General features: G+C 28.9%; 16 protein-coding genes. All 16 read left to right on the top strand.

What is annotated here, in order from left to right:
• The first annotated feature begins 47 nt into the window (after nt 1-47).
• The 16 genes from AVBRAN12637_RS01400 to AVBRAN12637_RS01325 all read left to right on the top strand — a co-directional run bounded on the left by AVBRAN12637_RS01400 (nt 48) and on the right by AVBRAN12637_RS01325 (nt 14,395).
• The gene (locus AVBRAN12637_RS01400) at nt 48-725 is read left to right on the top strand and encodes a Bax inhibitor-1/YccA family protein (protein WP_239803051.1); all 678 of its coding nucleotides are present in this window, start codon (nt 48-50) and stop codon (nt 723-725) included.
• Between the two features lie 88 nt (nt 726-813).
• Complete coding sequence (gene secG / locus AVBRAN12637_RS01395) at nt 814-1,131, top strand: preprotein translocase subunit SecG (RefSeq protein ID WP_214116856.1); 318 nt, start codon at nt 814-816, stop codon at nt 1,129-1,131.
• A gap of 11 nt (nt 1,132-1,142) precedes the next feature.
• Nucleotides 1,143-1,700 (top strand): ribosome recycling factor, encoded by a 558-nt coding sequence (gene frr, locus AVBRAN12637_RS01390; protein ID WP_214116854.1) that lies wholly within the window; start codon nt 1,143-1,145, stop codon nt 1,698-1,700.
• A gap of 2 nt (nt 1,701-1,702) precedes the next feature.
• Nucleotides 1,703-2,119 carry an RDD family protein gene (locus tag AVBRAN12637_RS01385; protein ID WP_214116851.1) on the top strand — a complete coding sequence of 139 codons (417 nt, stop codon included), beginning with the start codon at nt 1,703-1,705 and terminating at the stop codon, nt 2,117-2,119.
• Nucleotides 2,119-3,141 (top strand): ribonucleotide-diphosphate reductase subunit beta, encoded by a 1,023-nt coding sequence (locus tag AVBRAN12637_RS01380; RefSeq protein ID WP_214117055.1) that lies wholly within the window; start codon nt 2,119-2,121, stop codon nt 3,139-3,141. The genes AVBRAN12637_RS01385 and AVBRAN12637_RS01380 overlap by 1 nt, the downstream gene beginning before the upstream one ends.
• Complete coding sequence (locus AVBRAN12637_RS01375; protein ID WP_214116849.1) at nt 3,131-3,766, top strand: protein-L-isoaspartate(D-aspartate) O-methyltransferase; 636 nt, start codon at nt 3,131-3,133, stop codon at nt 3,764-3,766. The genes AVBRAN12637_RS01380 and AVBRAN12637_RS01375 overlap by 11 nt, the downstream gene beginning before the upstream one ends.
• Before the next feature lie 174 nt (nt 3,767-3,940).
• Nucleotides 3,941-5,611, top strand: a complete 1,671-nt coding sequence (locus tag AVBRAN12637_RS01370; RefSeq protein WP_336608375.1) for an OmpP1/FadL family transporter — start codon at nt 3,941-3,943, stop codon at nt 5,609-5,611.
• A 13-nt stretch (nt 5,612-5,624) separates the two neighbouring features.
• Nucleotides 5,625-7,142: a long-chain-fatty-acid--CoA ligase gene (locus AVBRAN12637_RS01365; protein ID WP_239803049.1), complete on the top strand. Its 1,518-nt coding sequence runs from the start codon at nt 5,625-5,627 to the stop codon at nt 7,140-7,142.
• Nucleotides 7,129-8,793, top strand: a complete 1,665-nt coding sequence (locus AVBRAN12637_RS01360) for an AAA family ATPase (protein ID WP_214116843.1) — start codon at nt 7,129-7,131, stop codon at nt 8,791-8,793. Before AVBRAN12637_RS01365 ends, AVBRAN12637_RS01360 begins: the two co-directional genes overlap by 14 nt.
• 43 nt (nt 8,794-8,836) lie before the next feature.
• The gene (gene guaB, locus AVBRAN12637_RS01355; RefSeq protein ID WP_214119788.1) at nt 8,837-10,288 is read left to right on the top strand and encodes an IMP dehydrogenase; all 1,452 of its coding nucleotides are present in this window, start codon (nt 8,837-8,839) and stop codon (nt 10,286-10,288) included.
• Entirely contained in the window at nt 10,285-10,512 is a 228-nt protein-coding gene (locus tag AVBRAN12637_RS01350) for an exodeoxyribonuclease VII small subunit (protein WP_214116840.1), read from the top strand. Before guaB ends, AVBRAN12637_RS01350 begins: the two co-directional genes overlap by 4 nt.
• Nucleotides 10,509-11,297, top strand: coding sequence for a carbon-nitrogen hydrolase family protein (locus AVBRAN12637_RS01345; RefSeq protein WP_250325112.1), 789 nt, complete (start codon nt 10,509-10,511; stop codon nt 11,295-11,297). Before AVBRAN12637_RS01350 ends, AVBRAN12637_RS01345 begins: the two co-directional genes overlap by 4 nt.
• Nucleotides 11,272-11,925: a HesA/MoeB/ThiF family protein gene (locus AVBRAN12637_RS01340; RefSeq protein ID WP_214116838.1), complete on the top strand. Its 654-nt coding sequence runs from the start codon at nt 11,272-11,274 to the stop codon at nt 11,923-11,925. Before AVBRAN12637_RS01345 ends, AVBRAN12637_RS01340 begins: the two co-directional genes overlap by 26 nt.
• Nucleotides 11,922-12,761, top strand: a complete 840-nt coding sequence (locus AVBRAN12637_RS01335) for a DMT family transporter (protein WP_336614211.1) — start codon at nt 11,922-11,924, stop codon at nt 12,759-12,761. The genes AVBRAN12637_RS01340 and AVBRAN12637_RS01335 overlap by 4 nt, the downstream gene beginning before the upstream one ends.
• Nucleotides 12,762-12,770: 9 nt before the next feature.
• On the top strand, nt 12,771-14,075 hold the full coding sequence (gene murC / locus AVBRAN12637_RS01330) for a UDP-N-acetylmuramate--L-alanine ligase (RefSeq protein WP_214116833.1): 1,305 nt from the start codon (nt 12,771-12,773) through the stop codon (nt 14,073-14,075).
• Nucleotides 14,072-14,395: a hypothetical protein gene (locus tag AVBRAN12637_RS01325; protein WP_214116831.1), complete on the top strand. Its 324-nt coding sequence runs from the start codon at nt 14,072-14,074 to the stop codon at nt 14,393-14,395. Before murC ends, AVBRAN12637_RS01325 begins: the two co-directional genes overlap by 4 nt.
• Nucleotides 14,396-14,518 lie beyond the last annotated feature (123 nt).

Here is a 14,518-nt window from a genome sequence, read left to right as displayed (position 1 = left end):
TAACTTAGTTATAATCAAGTGCATTTAATAATAACAAGGAGACAATTATGAGTTTATACGAAAGAACTCGCACTAGTTCAGCAATTCGCTCAGATGCTGCTATTTTTGTAAGAGATACATATATGTATTTTGCACTTTCACTAGTTGCAGCTACTTTAGGAGCTTATTTAGGTGCTACTTATTTAGCTAGTTTTTTAGTTGGCAATATTTGGGCTAGTATAGGAACGCTTATAGTAGAAATTGCCTTAATTATGATATTAAATAGAAAAAGTGAGGTAACTAATGGTGCTATTGCTATGTTATTTGCATTTGCATTTATTAGTGGATTAAGCCTTACTGGAATTATTTATATTACTTTACAAAGTCAAGCAGGTGCTACAATTATTGCTCAAGCTTTATTCTTAACAACTTTAGCTTTTGCAGGTCTTAGTGTTTTTGCATTTACAACTAAAAGGGATTTTAGCGTTTTTGCTAAAGGATTTTTTATAGTTTTATTAATTATGATAGGTGCGTCTTTATTAAACCTATTTTTCCAAAGCCACCTTTTACATTTAATAGTTTCTTGTGTTGGAGCAATAGTATTTAGCTTCTTTATCATTTATGATACTCAAATGATAATTCGTGGAGCTTATCAAACACCAATTCAAGGTGCAATTGCTTTATACCTTGACTTTATTAATTTATTTATATCTTTATTAAATATCTTAAGAAGCATTAGAGACTAATTTTTAAGCCTTCAATTTTGAAGGCTTTAACTTATTTTAAATTTTATAACATATAATACAAACTTTATTTTTAAACGAAAGAAGTAATATGAACACAATTTTTATCGCAATTCAATTTATTTTAGTAGTTATTATTTGTGCTTGCGTTCTTATGCAAAAAAGCTCAAGTATAGGCTTAGGTGCTTATAGTGGTTCTAATGAGAGCTTATTTGGAGCTAAAGGTCCTGCTGGTTTTTTAGCAAAATTTACTTTTATTATAGGAGTTTTGCTAGTAGCTAATACTATTTATTTAAGCTATAGTTATAACACTAAAACTGGTGAAAGTCTAGTAAATAAACTAGAAAATGCTAGCAAACAACTTAATGACACTAATCAGCCTAAAGCATTACCAGAATCAATTAAATAAAAGGAATACTAATGTTAAATGATATTTATTCAAAACAAAAAGAACAAAACGAAAAAGCTCACAATTCTTTAAAAAAAGATTTTATGACTTTAAGAACAGGTAAAGTAAATATTTCTATATTAGATAATGTTTTTGTAGATTATTATGGAACCCCAACTCCATTAAATCAAGTTGCAACCGTGTTAGCAACTGATGCAACGACAATTACTATTAGTCCTTGGGAAAAATCTATGATTAAGGCTATAGATACTGCTATAAAAGCAGCAAATATCGGTGTAAATCCTAATGCTGATGCTGATGGAGTTAAATTATTTTTCCCACCAATGACTAAAGAGCAAAGAGAAGAAAATGCTAAAGCTGCAAAAGCAATGGGAGAAAAATGCAAAGTAGCTATTAGAAATATTAGAAAAGACGCTAATGACGCTGTAAAAAAATTAGAAAAAGATAAAGCAGTAAGCGAAGATGAAGCCAAAAAAGCTTACGATGAAGTTCAAAAATTAACAGATGCGGCAATAGCTAAGACTGATGAATTAGTTAAAGAAAAAGAAACACAATTACTTAAAGTTTAAAAATGGCAAAGGCTAAGGTAAGTTTAGCTAGCCTTTATGATAAATTAAAAGCTGGCATTGTTGATATGTTTATGATAATGATGCCAATACAATACTTCACTACCTATATCTTAGTAGGTAGTGCTAGTGAGTATAGACAAAATCAATCTTTTATATTATTTGCAACCATTACTTATCTTTTAGTTTTATTTTTACTTTTATTTTTTAAAGGTCAGAGTTTAGGGTATAAATATTTAGGTTTGCATTTAAGAAATAAAAATGGTAAAAAAGCAAGTTTATTTCAAGTTTTTATTAGATTGGTATTGTTTGTGCTTACATTTTCTTTATTATTTGGTATTTTATTTCCATTTTTTAGAAAAGATAGGCAATATATACACGATTTATTTTCAAACACAATAGTCCTTAAGGAGAACAAATGATGGATAGAAAAAGAATTTATAATCCACAAAGTAATGAAGATTTAACATCAAGAAGAGTATTTGGTGGAAATCCACAAGGTATATTAAATTTTACAAAAGCAAAATATGAGTGGGCTTTAAAATTATGGGATTTAATGGAAGCTAATACTTGGTTTCCTAGAGAAGTTGATACTACAAAAGATGCACTTGATTATAAATGTAATTTAACTTCAAGTGAAAAAAGAATGTATGATTTAGTATGGAGCCAACTAATTTCTATGGATAGTTTTCAAACCAATAACCTTGCCGATAATATCAACCCTTATATAACAGCTCCAGAGATTAATGCAGTATTAGCAAGACAAGCTTACGAAGAAGCAAATCATTCAAAAAGTTATGCAGTAATGGTTGAAGCTATTTGTGATGACACTGATTTAATATATGAAATGGAAAAGCACGACGCTACTTTAAGAAAGAAAAATGATTTTATTTCAAGTTTATATGAAGAACTTGCGGGAGATGTAACTGATGAAAAGTTACTATATGCAATGGTTGCGAATCAAATTCTAGAAGGAATTTATTTTTATAGTGGCTTTACTGCAATTTATGCACTAGCTCGTGCAGGTAAAATGCTAGGTTCTGCTCAAATGGTTAGATTTATTCAAAGAGATGAAATCACTCACTTATTGTTGTTTCAAAATATGATTAATTCAGTTAGAAAAGAAAGACCTGATTTATTTAATGAAAAAACAATTGCTAAAATTTATGAAATGTTTGAAAGAGCTGCAGAACTTGAAATTGAATGGGGTAAATACATTACTCAAAATCAAATTATGGGCTTTACTGACGATATAATTACTGAATATATTCATTATTTAGTAGATTTAAGACTTAGCTCAATCGGACTTGATAAAAAATATAATGCAAAACATCCTATTAAATGGGTTGATGATTTTTCTAAATTTAACGACCAAAAGAGTAACTTTTTTGAAAGTAAAGTTACAAATTATAGTAAAGGAAGCTTGAGTTTTGATGATTTTTAAGGATATTTACGAACAGCAAAAATGTGCTAGACTTGCTGAAAATATTGCAAATGAAGTTAATATTAGCAATGAGATTAAACAAGCATTTGCTAATACACCAAGAGAAATTTTTATGCCTATGAGTAATTTTGCTTATGAGCTTCACGCAATGCCGCTTAGCTCAAATCAATGGATTAGCTCACCAATTACCGTTGCAAAGATGACAGCAGCGCTAGAGCCTGTTGGTGCTGATAGTGTGCTTGAGATTGGTTGTGGTAGTGGGTATCAAGCCGCACTTTTGAGTAATCTTATTAGAAGAGTTTTTTCTCTTGAGAGAATAAAGGAATTATCAAATAAAGCAATAAAAAATCTTGATACAATCAAGGCAAATGTATATGTTCGCCACGCCGATGGAAATAATGGGCTTAAAAATTATGCACCTTATGAGAGAATTTTACTATCTGCATATACAAATAAAGTTCCTGATGTATTATTTACTCAACTTGAAGTTGGTGGAATTTTAGTAGCTCCTGTTGGAAATGAAAATAAACAATATATTACTAAGTATATTAAGCATAAAGATAGAATAGAAGAAATCATTCTTGATTCTTGCACTTTTGTTCCTATGTTAAGTGGTGTTGAATAATAATTTAACACCACTTTTTTAATTGATATTGGTTTTTATTAAAATAATATTTTAAATTCTATTTAAATTATAAAAAATTACTTAATAAGGTAAAAATTATCCTTTGTAAAGAAAAATTAATTTTAAAAATATATAATCAAAGTTTTATTTAAAAATTAAGGACAAATTGAGTCAATGAATAAGGTTTTCTTATCATTTGTTGTTAGTGGTAGCTTACTAGCATCAAATTATAAGCTAGTTCCATTGAGTGCTGATGGAGTAGCTTTATCTAGCTCAAATTTAGCAAAGAGTTTTAGTGCCGATGCGGCTTTTATAAATCCAGCAAATATGGGATTTTTAGGACAAAATCCACAATTGCATTTTAGTTCAAATTTTTACAATGCTGCTGGCTCAAGATTTACAAATGAATTGGTAAATGGTTTAGATGGCGAACCATATTATAACGCCACTGATGCACACGGAAAAGAGTTTTCGTTCTTTATACCAACACTTGCATTTGTTTATCCTATTAACGAGCAACATTTTGTTGGATTTGCAGGTTATACTGATTTTGCTGCTGTTTATGGATGGAATAGTGATTATGCAAAAGCACTTGCTAATAATATGGATATTCGTGGTGGAACTGCAGCTATTTCCTATGCTTATAAGCCTATTGATGAATTAAGTTTGGGTGCAAGTTTAACATTAAATCATACTAGAATCAAATTTAATATTTTAAAAGATAATGCAAAAAATCCTAGATATATTCCAGCAGATATTAGTAGTGTAAATAGAGTTTGGGTTGATGAAAAAGGTAATGCACATCCTTATTCTTGGGTATATGAAGGAGATGCTAGGGTAGATAATGGTTATAAATTTGGATACAAATTATCTTTAACTTATGTTCCTAAATATTTTGATGATAAATTAAGATTTTCATTACTTTACAATTCTTCTTATAAAAATAAGTTTGAAGGTAATATTGATTTTAAAATGTCAAAGTTTGGAATGTTTGATTTTGCAAATAATTTATCTCCAAAAAATCAAGAACAATTTAATTCTATGCAAATGTCTATTCAAGAGTTAGCAGCTATGAGTATTGGATTGGCTGGTCTTATGAGTGAAGTATATAAAATAGACCCTACCAATGGTTCTATAGTTGGAACTTTACCTACTCAAGATAGTAAAGTTGGTTATAATGGTTATGTGAGTGCTAATTTCTTATATCCTGCTAATGCTAATTTTGGTATTGCCTATGAATATGGTAAACACGAGTTTATGTTTAATATGGGAAGAACATTTTGGAGTAAAGCAAAAACATTGGATTTAAAAATAAATTCACCAGAAATTCCACAATCATTAAAGCTCGCAACAATGCAATTTATGCAAAAGTGTGCAGCATCTGGTAATGATTGTAATACTATTGAAGGTTTTCAAAAAGTTGCTATGAGTATAGGTGCTACTTTAGACCCTAAAGATAAGCAAGCTATTGAAGAGTATTTTTTATCATCATTTTTACAAAGTAGTTTAGAACAAGGTTGGAGAGATACAACATTACTTAGCTTTGGTTATAGATATAACTATGATAAAGAATTATCGCTTATGCTAGGTTTTTCTACAGAAGATAGTCCAGTAAGACGCGAGAAAATAAGCTTTTTAGCAAAAGATAGTAGAATGTATATGTATTCTTTAGGACTTGAATATAGATTAAACAAAAACTTAAAAGTAACAGGAGCGGGAGCATATCAACACTATGCTGATGTTAAAGTAAATAATGTTACTGATAATATTTTGATACAGACTAAAGGTAAGTTTTCAAATCAATCAAATCAGATTGTAAATGTTGGTATCAATTATGAGTTTTAATTAAAGGATATTAATGCAAAATTATTATGAATACTTAGAACATTATTCTAATTTAAGTAGAGTTGCTATTTTTGATGCAAATGGAAAAATAAGCTTTAAAGAGTTAAAAACTCATGTAGATAAAATGATAGCTTTTTTGCAAAATCAAGGCGTTAAAAGTGGTGATAATGTAGCTTTTATTATGAGTAATTGTAAAGAATTTATGATTTTATATTTTGCAATAGCATCTTTAAAAGCAGTCGCAGTTCCTATTAATACTATGCTAAAATGTGAAGAATATGAGTATATTATTAAAGACTGCGATGCAAAATTATTAATAGTTTCAAAAGATATTAAAGAAGCTGCTGAATTAGCTAATGAATTTAAAGATATTTTAATATACCATTCTTTTGATGATAATTTAAAAGATGGATATTTAGCGAGTTATTTAGATTATGCACCTGTTTATAATTTTAAGTGTGAAGCTAGTATTGATGATAGCGTTCATATAATTTATACTTCAGGAACAACAGGTCTTCCTAAAGGAGTTTTATTAAGCTATAAAAATATTTTATCAAATATCAAATCAGCTCAACACGATTTTAAAATAAAATCATCAGATAGAGCCATAGCGTATTTGCCTATGTTTCATAGTTTTACTTTAACAGCAGTTTGTTTATTACCTTTACTTTCGGGTTGTTCGCTTGTAATTGAGCGTTCTGTTTTACCTTTTTCAAATGTTATAAAACAAATTCTATTAAAAAGAGTTACGATATTATTTTCAGTTCCTGTGATACTAAATGCTTTATTAAAGGCAAAGTTACCTTGGTATTTTATGTGGTTTCATAAAATTAGAATTATAGTATCAGGCTCTAGTGCCTTAAGTGAAGGAACTCTTAAAGCCTATAAGGAAAAATTTAAAAGAACCGCAGTTTTAGAAGGCTATGGATTAAGCGAATGTTCTCCAGTAGTTGCGGTAAATCGCCTAGATAAGCAAAAGGTTAATTCAGTAGGTTTGCCATTACACGGGTATCAAGTAAAAGTAGTAGATGATGATTTAAAAGAATTACCTATCGGAGAAGTAGGGGAGTTAATCGTAAAGGGTGATTGTGTAATGCAAGGCTATTACAATAAACCTGAATTAACCAATGAAGTAATAGAAGGCGAGTGGCTTAAAACAGGTGATATTGCAAGACTTGATGAAGATGGATTTATTTATATAGTAGATAGGAAAAAAGACATAATAATTGCAAAGGGTATTAATATATATCCAAGAGAAATTGAAGATATTATTATGCAATTAGATGAAATTGATTCTTGTGCTGTTATAGGTGTTAAGGATAGTGATTTAGATGAAAGCGTTGTTGCTTATGTTTGTTTAAAAGAAGGTGCTAAACTAAGTGCTCAAGAAATTCAAAAGTATCTTAAAAAGTATTTAGCAAATTATAAAGTTCCTAAAACAATTGTGTTTAAATGCGAATTACCAAAAAATGCTGCTGGAAAAGTATTGAAAAAAGAATTAAAAAAAGAGTTAGAAATTGGAAAAAATTAAAGAGTTTTTAAGTAATAATTACGAAGAGAGTTTTTTATATTTAAAGTTATTAAATCAAGGTCTATCTAAAGAAGCGTGCATTATATTAAGAACAATGCTAAACAAAACTATAAAATCTCGTTTTGGGATAAAGTTTCATAGCATTGTAGAAGATGCTTTTAATGCTAATACTACTGCTCAAATGGTTTCATATTTACCAAATTTCGTTGAGCTATATGAGAAAAAATTTATTCAAGAAGCAAGCGGAAAGCAGTTTAATTATAAAGATAATGCAGGGCTTATTTTATTTCAATCAATAGCGCTTACAAGATATGCTCATGTATTTTTTAACCTTGCTAATGAATTTGATGGAGCAAGATTAATTAGTGATAATGAATTAGAAGAATATAAACATAAGCCTTATACTGATTTAAGCGTTTATTTAAATGATTGCTTTGATATGATTGATGCTAGGATTAAATTAGAGTTTTTAACATCGGATTTAAGACTTGATTTGATTAATACAAGGCTTAAAAATAGCCCAAAATTTCATAATCCTTTTAATGAAATTATGAAAGATTATGATTTGAGTGCCGAAGAAACTCTTATATTAATGGCTTTATTAAAAGAAGAATTAACAGGCTCTAAAAAACCACTTCATTATGAAGAATTATTAAGCATAATTAATCCTTATCAATTAGAAAAGATTAGAAATTATGAATTATTAAGTGATGATTCTAAGTTGCTTAGCAATGAATTAATTGAATATGTTGGTAATGATAATAGATTTATTATAAGTGATAATGCTTTAAAATATTTTTTCCCAAATAAAGGCGAAAATATTAAAGCTATTGTAGAAGAATTAAATTTCTTTGAATATTTAGAAATAAATGAAATAGATTTAATAGTTAGTAAAGATATTAGCGATTTAGCAACAAGTCTTAAAAAACGCTCAACCAAAAGTGTGGCAAAAAGATTGAAAGATTGGGGCATAGTAAAAGATGATATTTTAAGAGCTAATATAATTTTTTATGGACCTCCAGGCACGGGTAAGACTATGAGTGCTAGTTATTTAGCAAAAACTTTAAAAAGAGAAATTATCACACTAGATTGCTCTAAAGTATTAGATAAGTATGTAGGAGAGAGTGAGAAAAATGTTCGTGCTATTTTTGATAATTATAAAATAATTAGCAAAAGCGTTAAAACTCCACCTATTTTATTATTAAACGAGGCCGATCAATTTTTAAGCACTAGAAGTGTAGCAAGTCACGGAAGTGAATTAATGCATAATCAAATGCAAAATATTTTCTTAGAACAACTAGAAAAATTTGATGGCATTGTAATAGCTACAACTAACTTTTTAGATAGTTTAGACCCAGCATTTTCAAGGAGATTTGAGTATAAAATCAAATTCTCAAATCCAACAGAAATAGAGCGTGAGAAGATTTGGAAATTACACTTACCAAAAAATGCGGAATTTGAATCAGGATTTAAAGTAGAAGATTTAAAAAGTTATGAATTAAGTGGAGCACAGATTAAAATGGTTGTTAAAAATACTGCTATAAAAGTTGCTCAAGGCGATGGAATTTTTAGATTAGATGATTTTAAAGAAAGTATTCAAAAAGAACTAAATAGCGATTTTTCTAAAGAAATTAAAATGGGCTTTAATTAATCAATAGCCCTTATAATAAAATAAACTACGAAAGGAAAATCCAGTGAATATTATTAAAAAAGCTCTAACATTTGAAGATGTATTATTGGTTCCGCAATATTCAGAAGTTTTACCAAAAGAAGTTGATATTAGTACAAAGCTTACTAAAAATATTAATTTAAATATGCCTTTAATTTCGGCTGCTATGGATACGGTTACAGAGCATAAGGCTGCAATAATGATGGCAAGGCTTGGTGGAATTGGAATAATTCATAAAAATATGGATATTGAAAGCCAAGTAAGAGAAATAATCAGGGTTAAAAAAAGTGAAAGTGGTATTATATATGACCCTGTTTATGTTAATACTAAAGCAAAGGTAAGTGATGCTTTAGCTATTATGAATGAATATAGTATTTCAGGTGTTCCTGTTGTAGATAATGATAAAAAATTATTAGGAATTTTAACTAATCGTGATTTGAGATTTGAGACTGATTTTTCAAAAATAGTTGATGAAGTAATGACAAAAATGCCTTTAATTACTGCTAAAAAAGGCTGCACCTTAGATGAAGCTGAAGTAATTTTTAGTAAAAATAAAATAGAAAAATTGCCTTTAGTAGATGAGAGTAATACTCTTTGTGGTCTTATTACTATAAAGGATTTAAAAAAGCGTAAAGAATATCCAAATGCAAATAAGGATAAATTAGGAAGATTAGTAGTAGGTGCTGCTATTGGAGTAGGGCAACTTGATAGGGCTAGAGCTTTAGTAAATGCAGGTGTTGATGTCTTGGTTATGGATAGTGCTCACGGACATAGTAAAGGCATAATTGATACTTTAAAAGAAATCAAAAAAGAATTAAATATAGATGTAATAGTAGGCAATATCGCTAATCCTAAGGCGGTTAGGGATTTAGCATTAGCAGGAGCAGATGCTATAAAGGTTGGTATTGGACCAGGTAGTATTTGCACTACTCGTATAGTAAGTGGAGTTGGAGTTCCACAAATTACTGCTATTAGTGATTGTGCTGAAGTTGCTAAAGAGTTTAATGTGCCTATAATTGCTGATGGTGGGATAAAGTATTCAGGAGATATCGCAAAGGCTCTTGCAGCAGGTGCAAGTAGTGTAATGATAGGCTCGCTTTTAGCAGGGACTGATGAAAGTCCAGGAGAATTTATCACATATCAAGGAAGACAATATAAATCGTATCGTGGTATGGGTAGCTTAGGGGCTATGGCAAAGGGTAGTTCTGATAGATATTTTCAAGAAGGAACAGCAAAAGAAAAGCTAGTGCCAGAAGGAATTGAAGGAAGAGTTCCACATACTGGAAGTATTAAAAATGTAGTGTTTCAATTACTTGGTGGTCTTAGAAGCTCAATGGGTTATAACGGAGCTATAAATATAAAAGATTTTCAAGAAAAAGCCGAGTTTGTAGAAATTACTAGTGCAGGGCTTAAAGAAAGCCATGTTCATGATGTAACAATCACTGCAGAAGCACCAAATTATAAGGTAAATCAATGAAAAAAACTTACGAACAAATCTGTGAAATTTTAGATGAAAAATTAAAAATAATTGAAGATGAGCAAACGCCTTTATTTGATTTAGTAGATGCGTATAAAGATGGTATGAAACTAATAAACGAAGCTAGAGAATTATTAGATAAGGCTAGTAAAGATATTGAAGAATTTGAACAAACTAAACAAAATAATTCTTTAAGTATTGATACAGAAAGATTGCCATTTTGAAAATAGCAGCACTTCAACTAAGCACTCAGGCTTTAAGCAATGCAAGGCTTGATTATTATTTAAGAATTTGCGAGCAAAAAGATGTTAGGTTAGTAGCGTTAGGCGAGTATGTTTTAAATAATTTTTTTACTGAATTAAAGCAAATGCCAGTTGATTTAGTAAAAGAGCAAAGCAAGGTAAAACTAGAAGCCTTAAAAGAATATAGTGCTAAATATAATTTATGTATAGTTGCTCCTATAATTCTTAGCACTAATAAAGGTTTTAATAAAACTTGCTTAGTAGCAAATAAAGGTAAAATCAAATATATAAATCAGCAAGTTTTTATGCCGTATTCACATTGGAATGAAAAGGATTTTTTTATAAATTCAACAAAAGCTATTAAATTACATACTTTTAAATGTGATAATTTTAAAATAGGCGTTTTATTTGGCTATGAAATACATTTTGATGAGTTTTTTAAAAAGGCAAATGAATTAGATTTATTGATAATTCCTACGGCAAATACTTATAATTCAAATTCTAGATGGTGCGAACTTATTAAAATGAGAGCATTTTTAAATAATACTAATATTTTAAGAATAAATCGTATTGGTGTTAGCGAAGTAGATGAATTAGAGTGGAATTTTTATGGTAATAGTTTTTTATGCAATGCTTATGGAGATATAGTTCAAGAATTAAGCGACGCTGAAGAAGTATTAATTTCTGAAATTAGCAAACCTAGTGAAGCTGCTAAATTTTGGCAATTTAAGGAAGTAAGAAATGAAATCAACAAGCGACTTTTATGAAAGACAAACTTTATTATTAAAAGATAAGCAAAAGAATTTAGAAAACAAAGAAATCATAATAATAGGTGCAGGCGGTCTTGGCTCAAGTATAGCATACGCACTTGCTAGTAGTGGTATAAAGAGTATTAGTGTAGTTGATTTTGATATAGTTAGCTTTAGCAATATTCAAAGGCAAATTATGTTTAATTTTAACGATGAAGGTAAAGCTAAGGTTGATTGTTTTAATAAATTAAAAGAGCGTTCATTTTGTGATATAAAAACTTATAAAATGAGTGCGGCAGAATTTTTTGCTACTAAACCTAGTGCTGATTTGATTATGGATGCGACCGATAATTTATCAGTTAGAGCTGAAATTGATAATTACGCTAAAGCCAATAATATTCCTTGGATTTTTGCTAGTGTTGAAGAGTTTTTCATAAGTGCTAGTATTGTAAAAAATAAAAAAATAGCATTCAAAAATGAAATAAAAAGGATAAAACCCCAAGCAACTCCATTTGTTATGTTTAGTGCTACTTTTGCAAGTATTTTGGCATTAAAATATCTAGCAGGTTATGAAGTAAAACTTGATTATTTATATTATTTTGATTTTTCAAAAGATATTTTAAATCTTAATAAGTTTAATTTATGAACCATCAAGAAAAATCATTTTTTTTATTAATATTTGCTGTAGTTATCTGGGGAGCATCGTTTTTGCCTACTAAGTGGGTATTAAACTATATAAATAGCTATGAATTATTATTTTATAGATTTTTATTAGCTTCTATTGTGTTTTTTTTCTTGGTTAAAAATGATATTTTAAAACATTACAAAAATACTTATTTATATGGATTAATCACTGGTTTTTGTATGGCGTTTGCCTTTATTTTTCAAACCCAAGCACTAAGCTTTACTCAAAGCTCTAATGTGGCTTTTCTAACTGGTTTAGAAGGAATTATTGCTCCATTTTTATGCTTTTTTATAAGCAAAGCAAAGCTTAGTTTTAAGATATTTTTCCTAGCTTTACTTGCTTGTTTTGGTATGTTTTTATTTAGTGATGCGAATTTTGATAATTTTGGAAAAGGCGAATATTTAGCGATAATTTGTGCTGTGTTTTTTGCACTTTTAGTGGCTTTAAATGATAAATTTTTAAAATCAAATGATTTAAATACTTTTATATTTTTTCAATTTGTAGGCAGCACGATAATGTATTTATTATCGGCTTTAATTTTTGCTGATTTAAGTTTAACTCCTATTTTAAATTCTAAGGTTTTTATACTTATTTTAGTATCAGCATTGGTATTTACAATATTTTGTTTTTTTGCTCAAAATTACGCTCAAAAGCACCTTCATCCAAGTAAAGTCGCATTGATTTTACTACTTGAGCCAATTTCGGCTGGAATTTTAGGAAGTTTTTATGGAGAAGTATTTACAATTTTACAATTATTAGGAGCAGGGTTAATTTTGATTGCTCTAGCATTTTCTTAAAGGATTTTTATGAAAAAAATATTTTTTATTGGTATTGGTGGCATTGGTCTTAGTGCGTTGGCTAGATTTTTAAATGAGCGTGGAATTAGTGTTTTAGGAAGCGATGTTTATGAGAGTGAATTAGTAAAAGAATTAAGAGCAGAAGGAATTGCGGTTTTTATAGGTCATAGTGCATCAAATTTAAGCAACGATATTGATTTAGTAGTGCATTCAGCAGTAATTCGTGAAAACAATCCTGAAATAAAAAAAGCAAAAGAACTAGGCATAAAAGTTCTATCAAGAAAAGAAGCCTTGCCACTTATTTTAGAAAACAAAATGCTTTTTGCAGTTGCAGGTGCACACGGCAAAAGCACTACAAGTAGTATCCTAGCAAATATTTTGCAAAGCTCTTTTATAATCGGTGCAGTGGATAAAAGAGCTGGTAAAAATATGGTGTATAAAACTAGTGAAAAATTAGTTTTTGAAGCTGATGAGAGTGATAGTTCGTTTTTGAATTTAAATCCTGCTTTAAGTATAGTAACTAATGCTGAACCTGAACATTTAGAGCATTATAACCACGATTTAAACGCTTTTTATAAAGCTTATACAGACTTTTTAAAACAAAGCAAAATTAGAGTAATTAATGCTGAAGATGAGTTTTTAGCTACAATTGATTTAGATTGTGAAAGACTAGTGCCTAGCGAAGATATTAAAAACTTAGAATTTGAAGTTAAGGATTATTTGCCTTTTATATCTTTTGATTTAAGAGATTTTGGTCGTTTTAGCGTGCAAGGTCATAGCGAATGTATAGCTATTGATACTGCTTTAGCAATACTTGCTGCTAGGTGTGTTGGGCTAAGCCTAAGTGAGATTAAGCAAAATTTAAAAGATTTTTGTGGTATTAAAAAGCGTTTTGATGTTTTATATGCTAGTAAGGATTTTGTAATAATTGATGATTACGCTCATCATCCAACCGAAGTAAGAGAGACTAAAAAAGGCATATTTTCTTATGCAAAAGCACTAAATTTAGATGATACTATAGCGATTTGGCAACCGCATAAATACACAAGATTGCTTGATAATTTAGAAGGTTTTAAAACTTGTTTTGAAGGTTTTTCAAAGTTATTTATTTTGCCTGTTTATAGTGCTAATGAAGATGAAATTAAAATTGATTTAGCTAAGCATTTTCCTAATGCTTGTTTCATAGACGATATAAAAAGAGTTGATAATTCTTTAAAATTATTTAGTAATTTAGGAGAAATTACTTTAGATAAAGGCGTAGTGGTTGGATTTAACGCAGGTGATTTGACCTATAAATTAAGGGGCTTAAAATGATTAGATTTGCAATATTTTTAATATTGTTTTTTGCATTAATTGGTGTTTGCATTTATTATAAAAATCATTTTAATTCTAAGCTTTATGTGGCTGTTATTTCATTAATAGTTGTTACTTTTATAGTTGGTTTTATATACACTAGCCTAGATAATTCAAGTGGAGCTTTAAAGCAAGAGATTTTAAATATTTATAATTCAGGTAAGGATTTAGATTGTCAAGGTATAAAAATCAATATCAAAACTCACGGATTTAACAACGGAACTTCAGTATTTATAGATAATACTAACAATCAAAAAATAGATATGTTTATTTGTAAATAATTTTAAGAATTTAATTAAAGCCTAAATAATAAAGGCTTTAATTATTTTAACTATCTTTAAAATATATTTTAGCAGCAAAGCTTACTGCTAAAATTATCATTGAACTTATTAATAAAATTGAAA

Origin of the sequence: Campylobacter sp. RM12637, from assembly GCF_020137645.1 — a bacterium.
Classification (GTDB): domain Bacteria; phylum Campylobacterota; class Campylobacteria; order Campylobacterales; family Campylobacteraceae; genus Campylobacter_E.
The sequence above is the reverse complement of the archived record's forward strand: the minus strand, read 5'-3'. Positions and strand labels throughout refer to the sequence as shown.

What these genes read in the sequence shown, in the direction of transcription:
- AVBRAN12637_RS01380 (WP_214117055.1), top strand. Translation starts at nt 2,119, where the DNA reads ATGGATAGAAAAAGAATTTATAATCCACAAAGTAATGAAGATTTAACA.
- AVBRAN12637_RS01400 (WP_239803051.1), top strand. Translation starts at nt 48, where the DNA reads ATGAGTTTATACGAAAGAACTCGCACTAGTTCAGCAATTCGCTCAGAT.
- AVBRAN12637_RS01385 (WP_214116851.1), top strand. Translation starts at nt 1,703, where the DNA reads ATGGCAAAGGCTAAGGTAAGTTTAGCTAGCCTTTATGATAAATTAAAA.
- AVBRAN12637_RS01350 (WP_214116840.1), top strand. Translation starts at nt 10,285, where the DNA reads ATGAAAAAAACTTACGAACAAATCTGTGAAATTTTAGATGAAAAATTA.
- AVBRAN12637_RS01340 (WP_214116838.1), top strand. Translation starts at nt 11,272, where the DNA reads ATGAAATCAACAAGCGACTTTTATGAAAGACAAACTTTATTATTAAAA.
- AVBRAN12637_RS01335 (WP_336614211.1), top strand. Translation starts at nt 11,922, where the DNA reads ATGAACCATCAAGAAAAATCATTTTTTTTATTAATATTTGCTGTAGTT.
- murC (WP_214116833.1), top strand. Translation starts at nt 12,771, where the DNA reads ATGAAAAAAATATTTTTTATTGGTATTGGTGGCATTGGTCTTAGTGCG.
- secG (WP_214116856.1), top strand. Translation starts at nt 814, where the DNA reads ATGAACACAATTTTTATCGCAATTCAATTTATTTTAGTAGTTATTATT.
- AVBRAN12637_RS01325 (WP_214116831.1), top strand. Translation starts at nt 14,072, where the DNA reads ATGATTAGATTTGCAATATTTTTAATATTGTTTTTTGCATTAATTGGT.
- AVBRAN12637_RS01370 (WP_336608375.1), top strand. Translation starts at nt 3,941, where the DNA reads ATGAATAAGGTTTTCTTATCATTTGTTGTTAGTGGTAGCTTACTAGCA.
- AVBRAN12637_RS01365 (WP_239803049.1), top strand. Translation starts at nt 5,625, where the DNA reads ATGCAAAATTATTATGAATACTTAGAACATTATTCTAATTTAAGTAGA.
- AVBRAN12637_RS01375 (WP_214116849.1), top strand. Translation starts at nt 3,131, where the DNA reads ATGATTTTTAAGGATATTTACGAACAGCAAAAATGTGCTAGACTTGCT.
- frr (WP_214116854.1), top strand. Translation starts at nt 1,143, where the DNA reads ATGTTAAATGATATTTATTCAAAACAAAAAGAACAAAACGAAAAAGCT.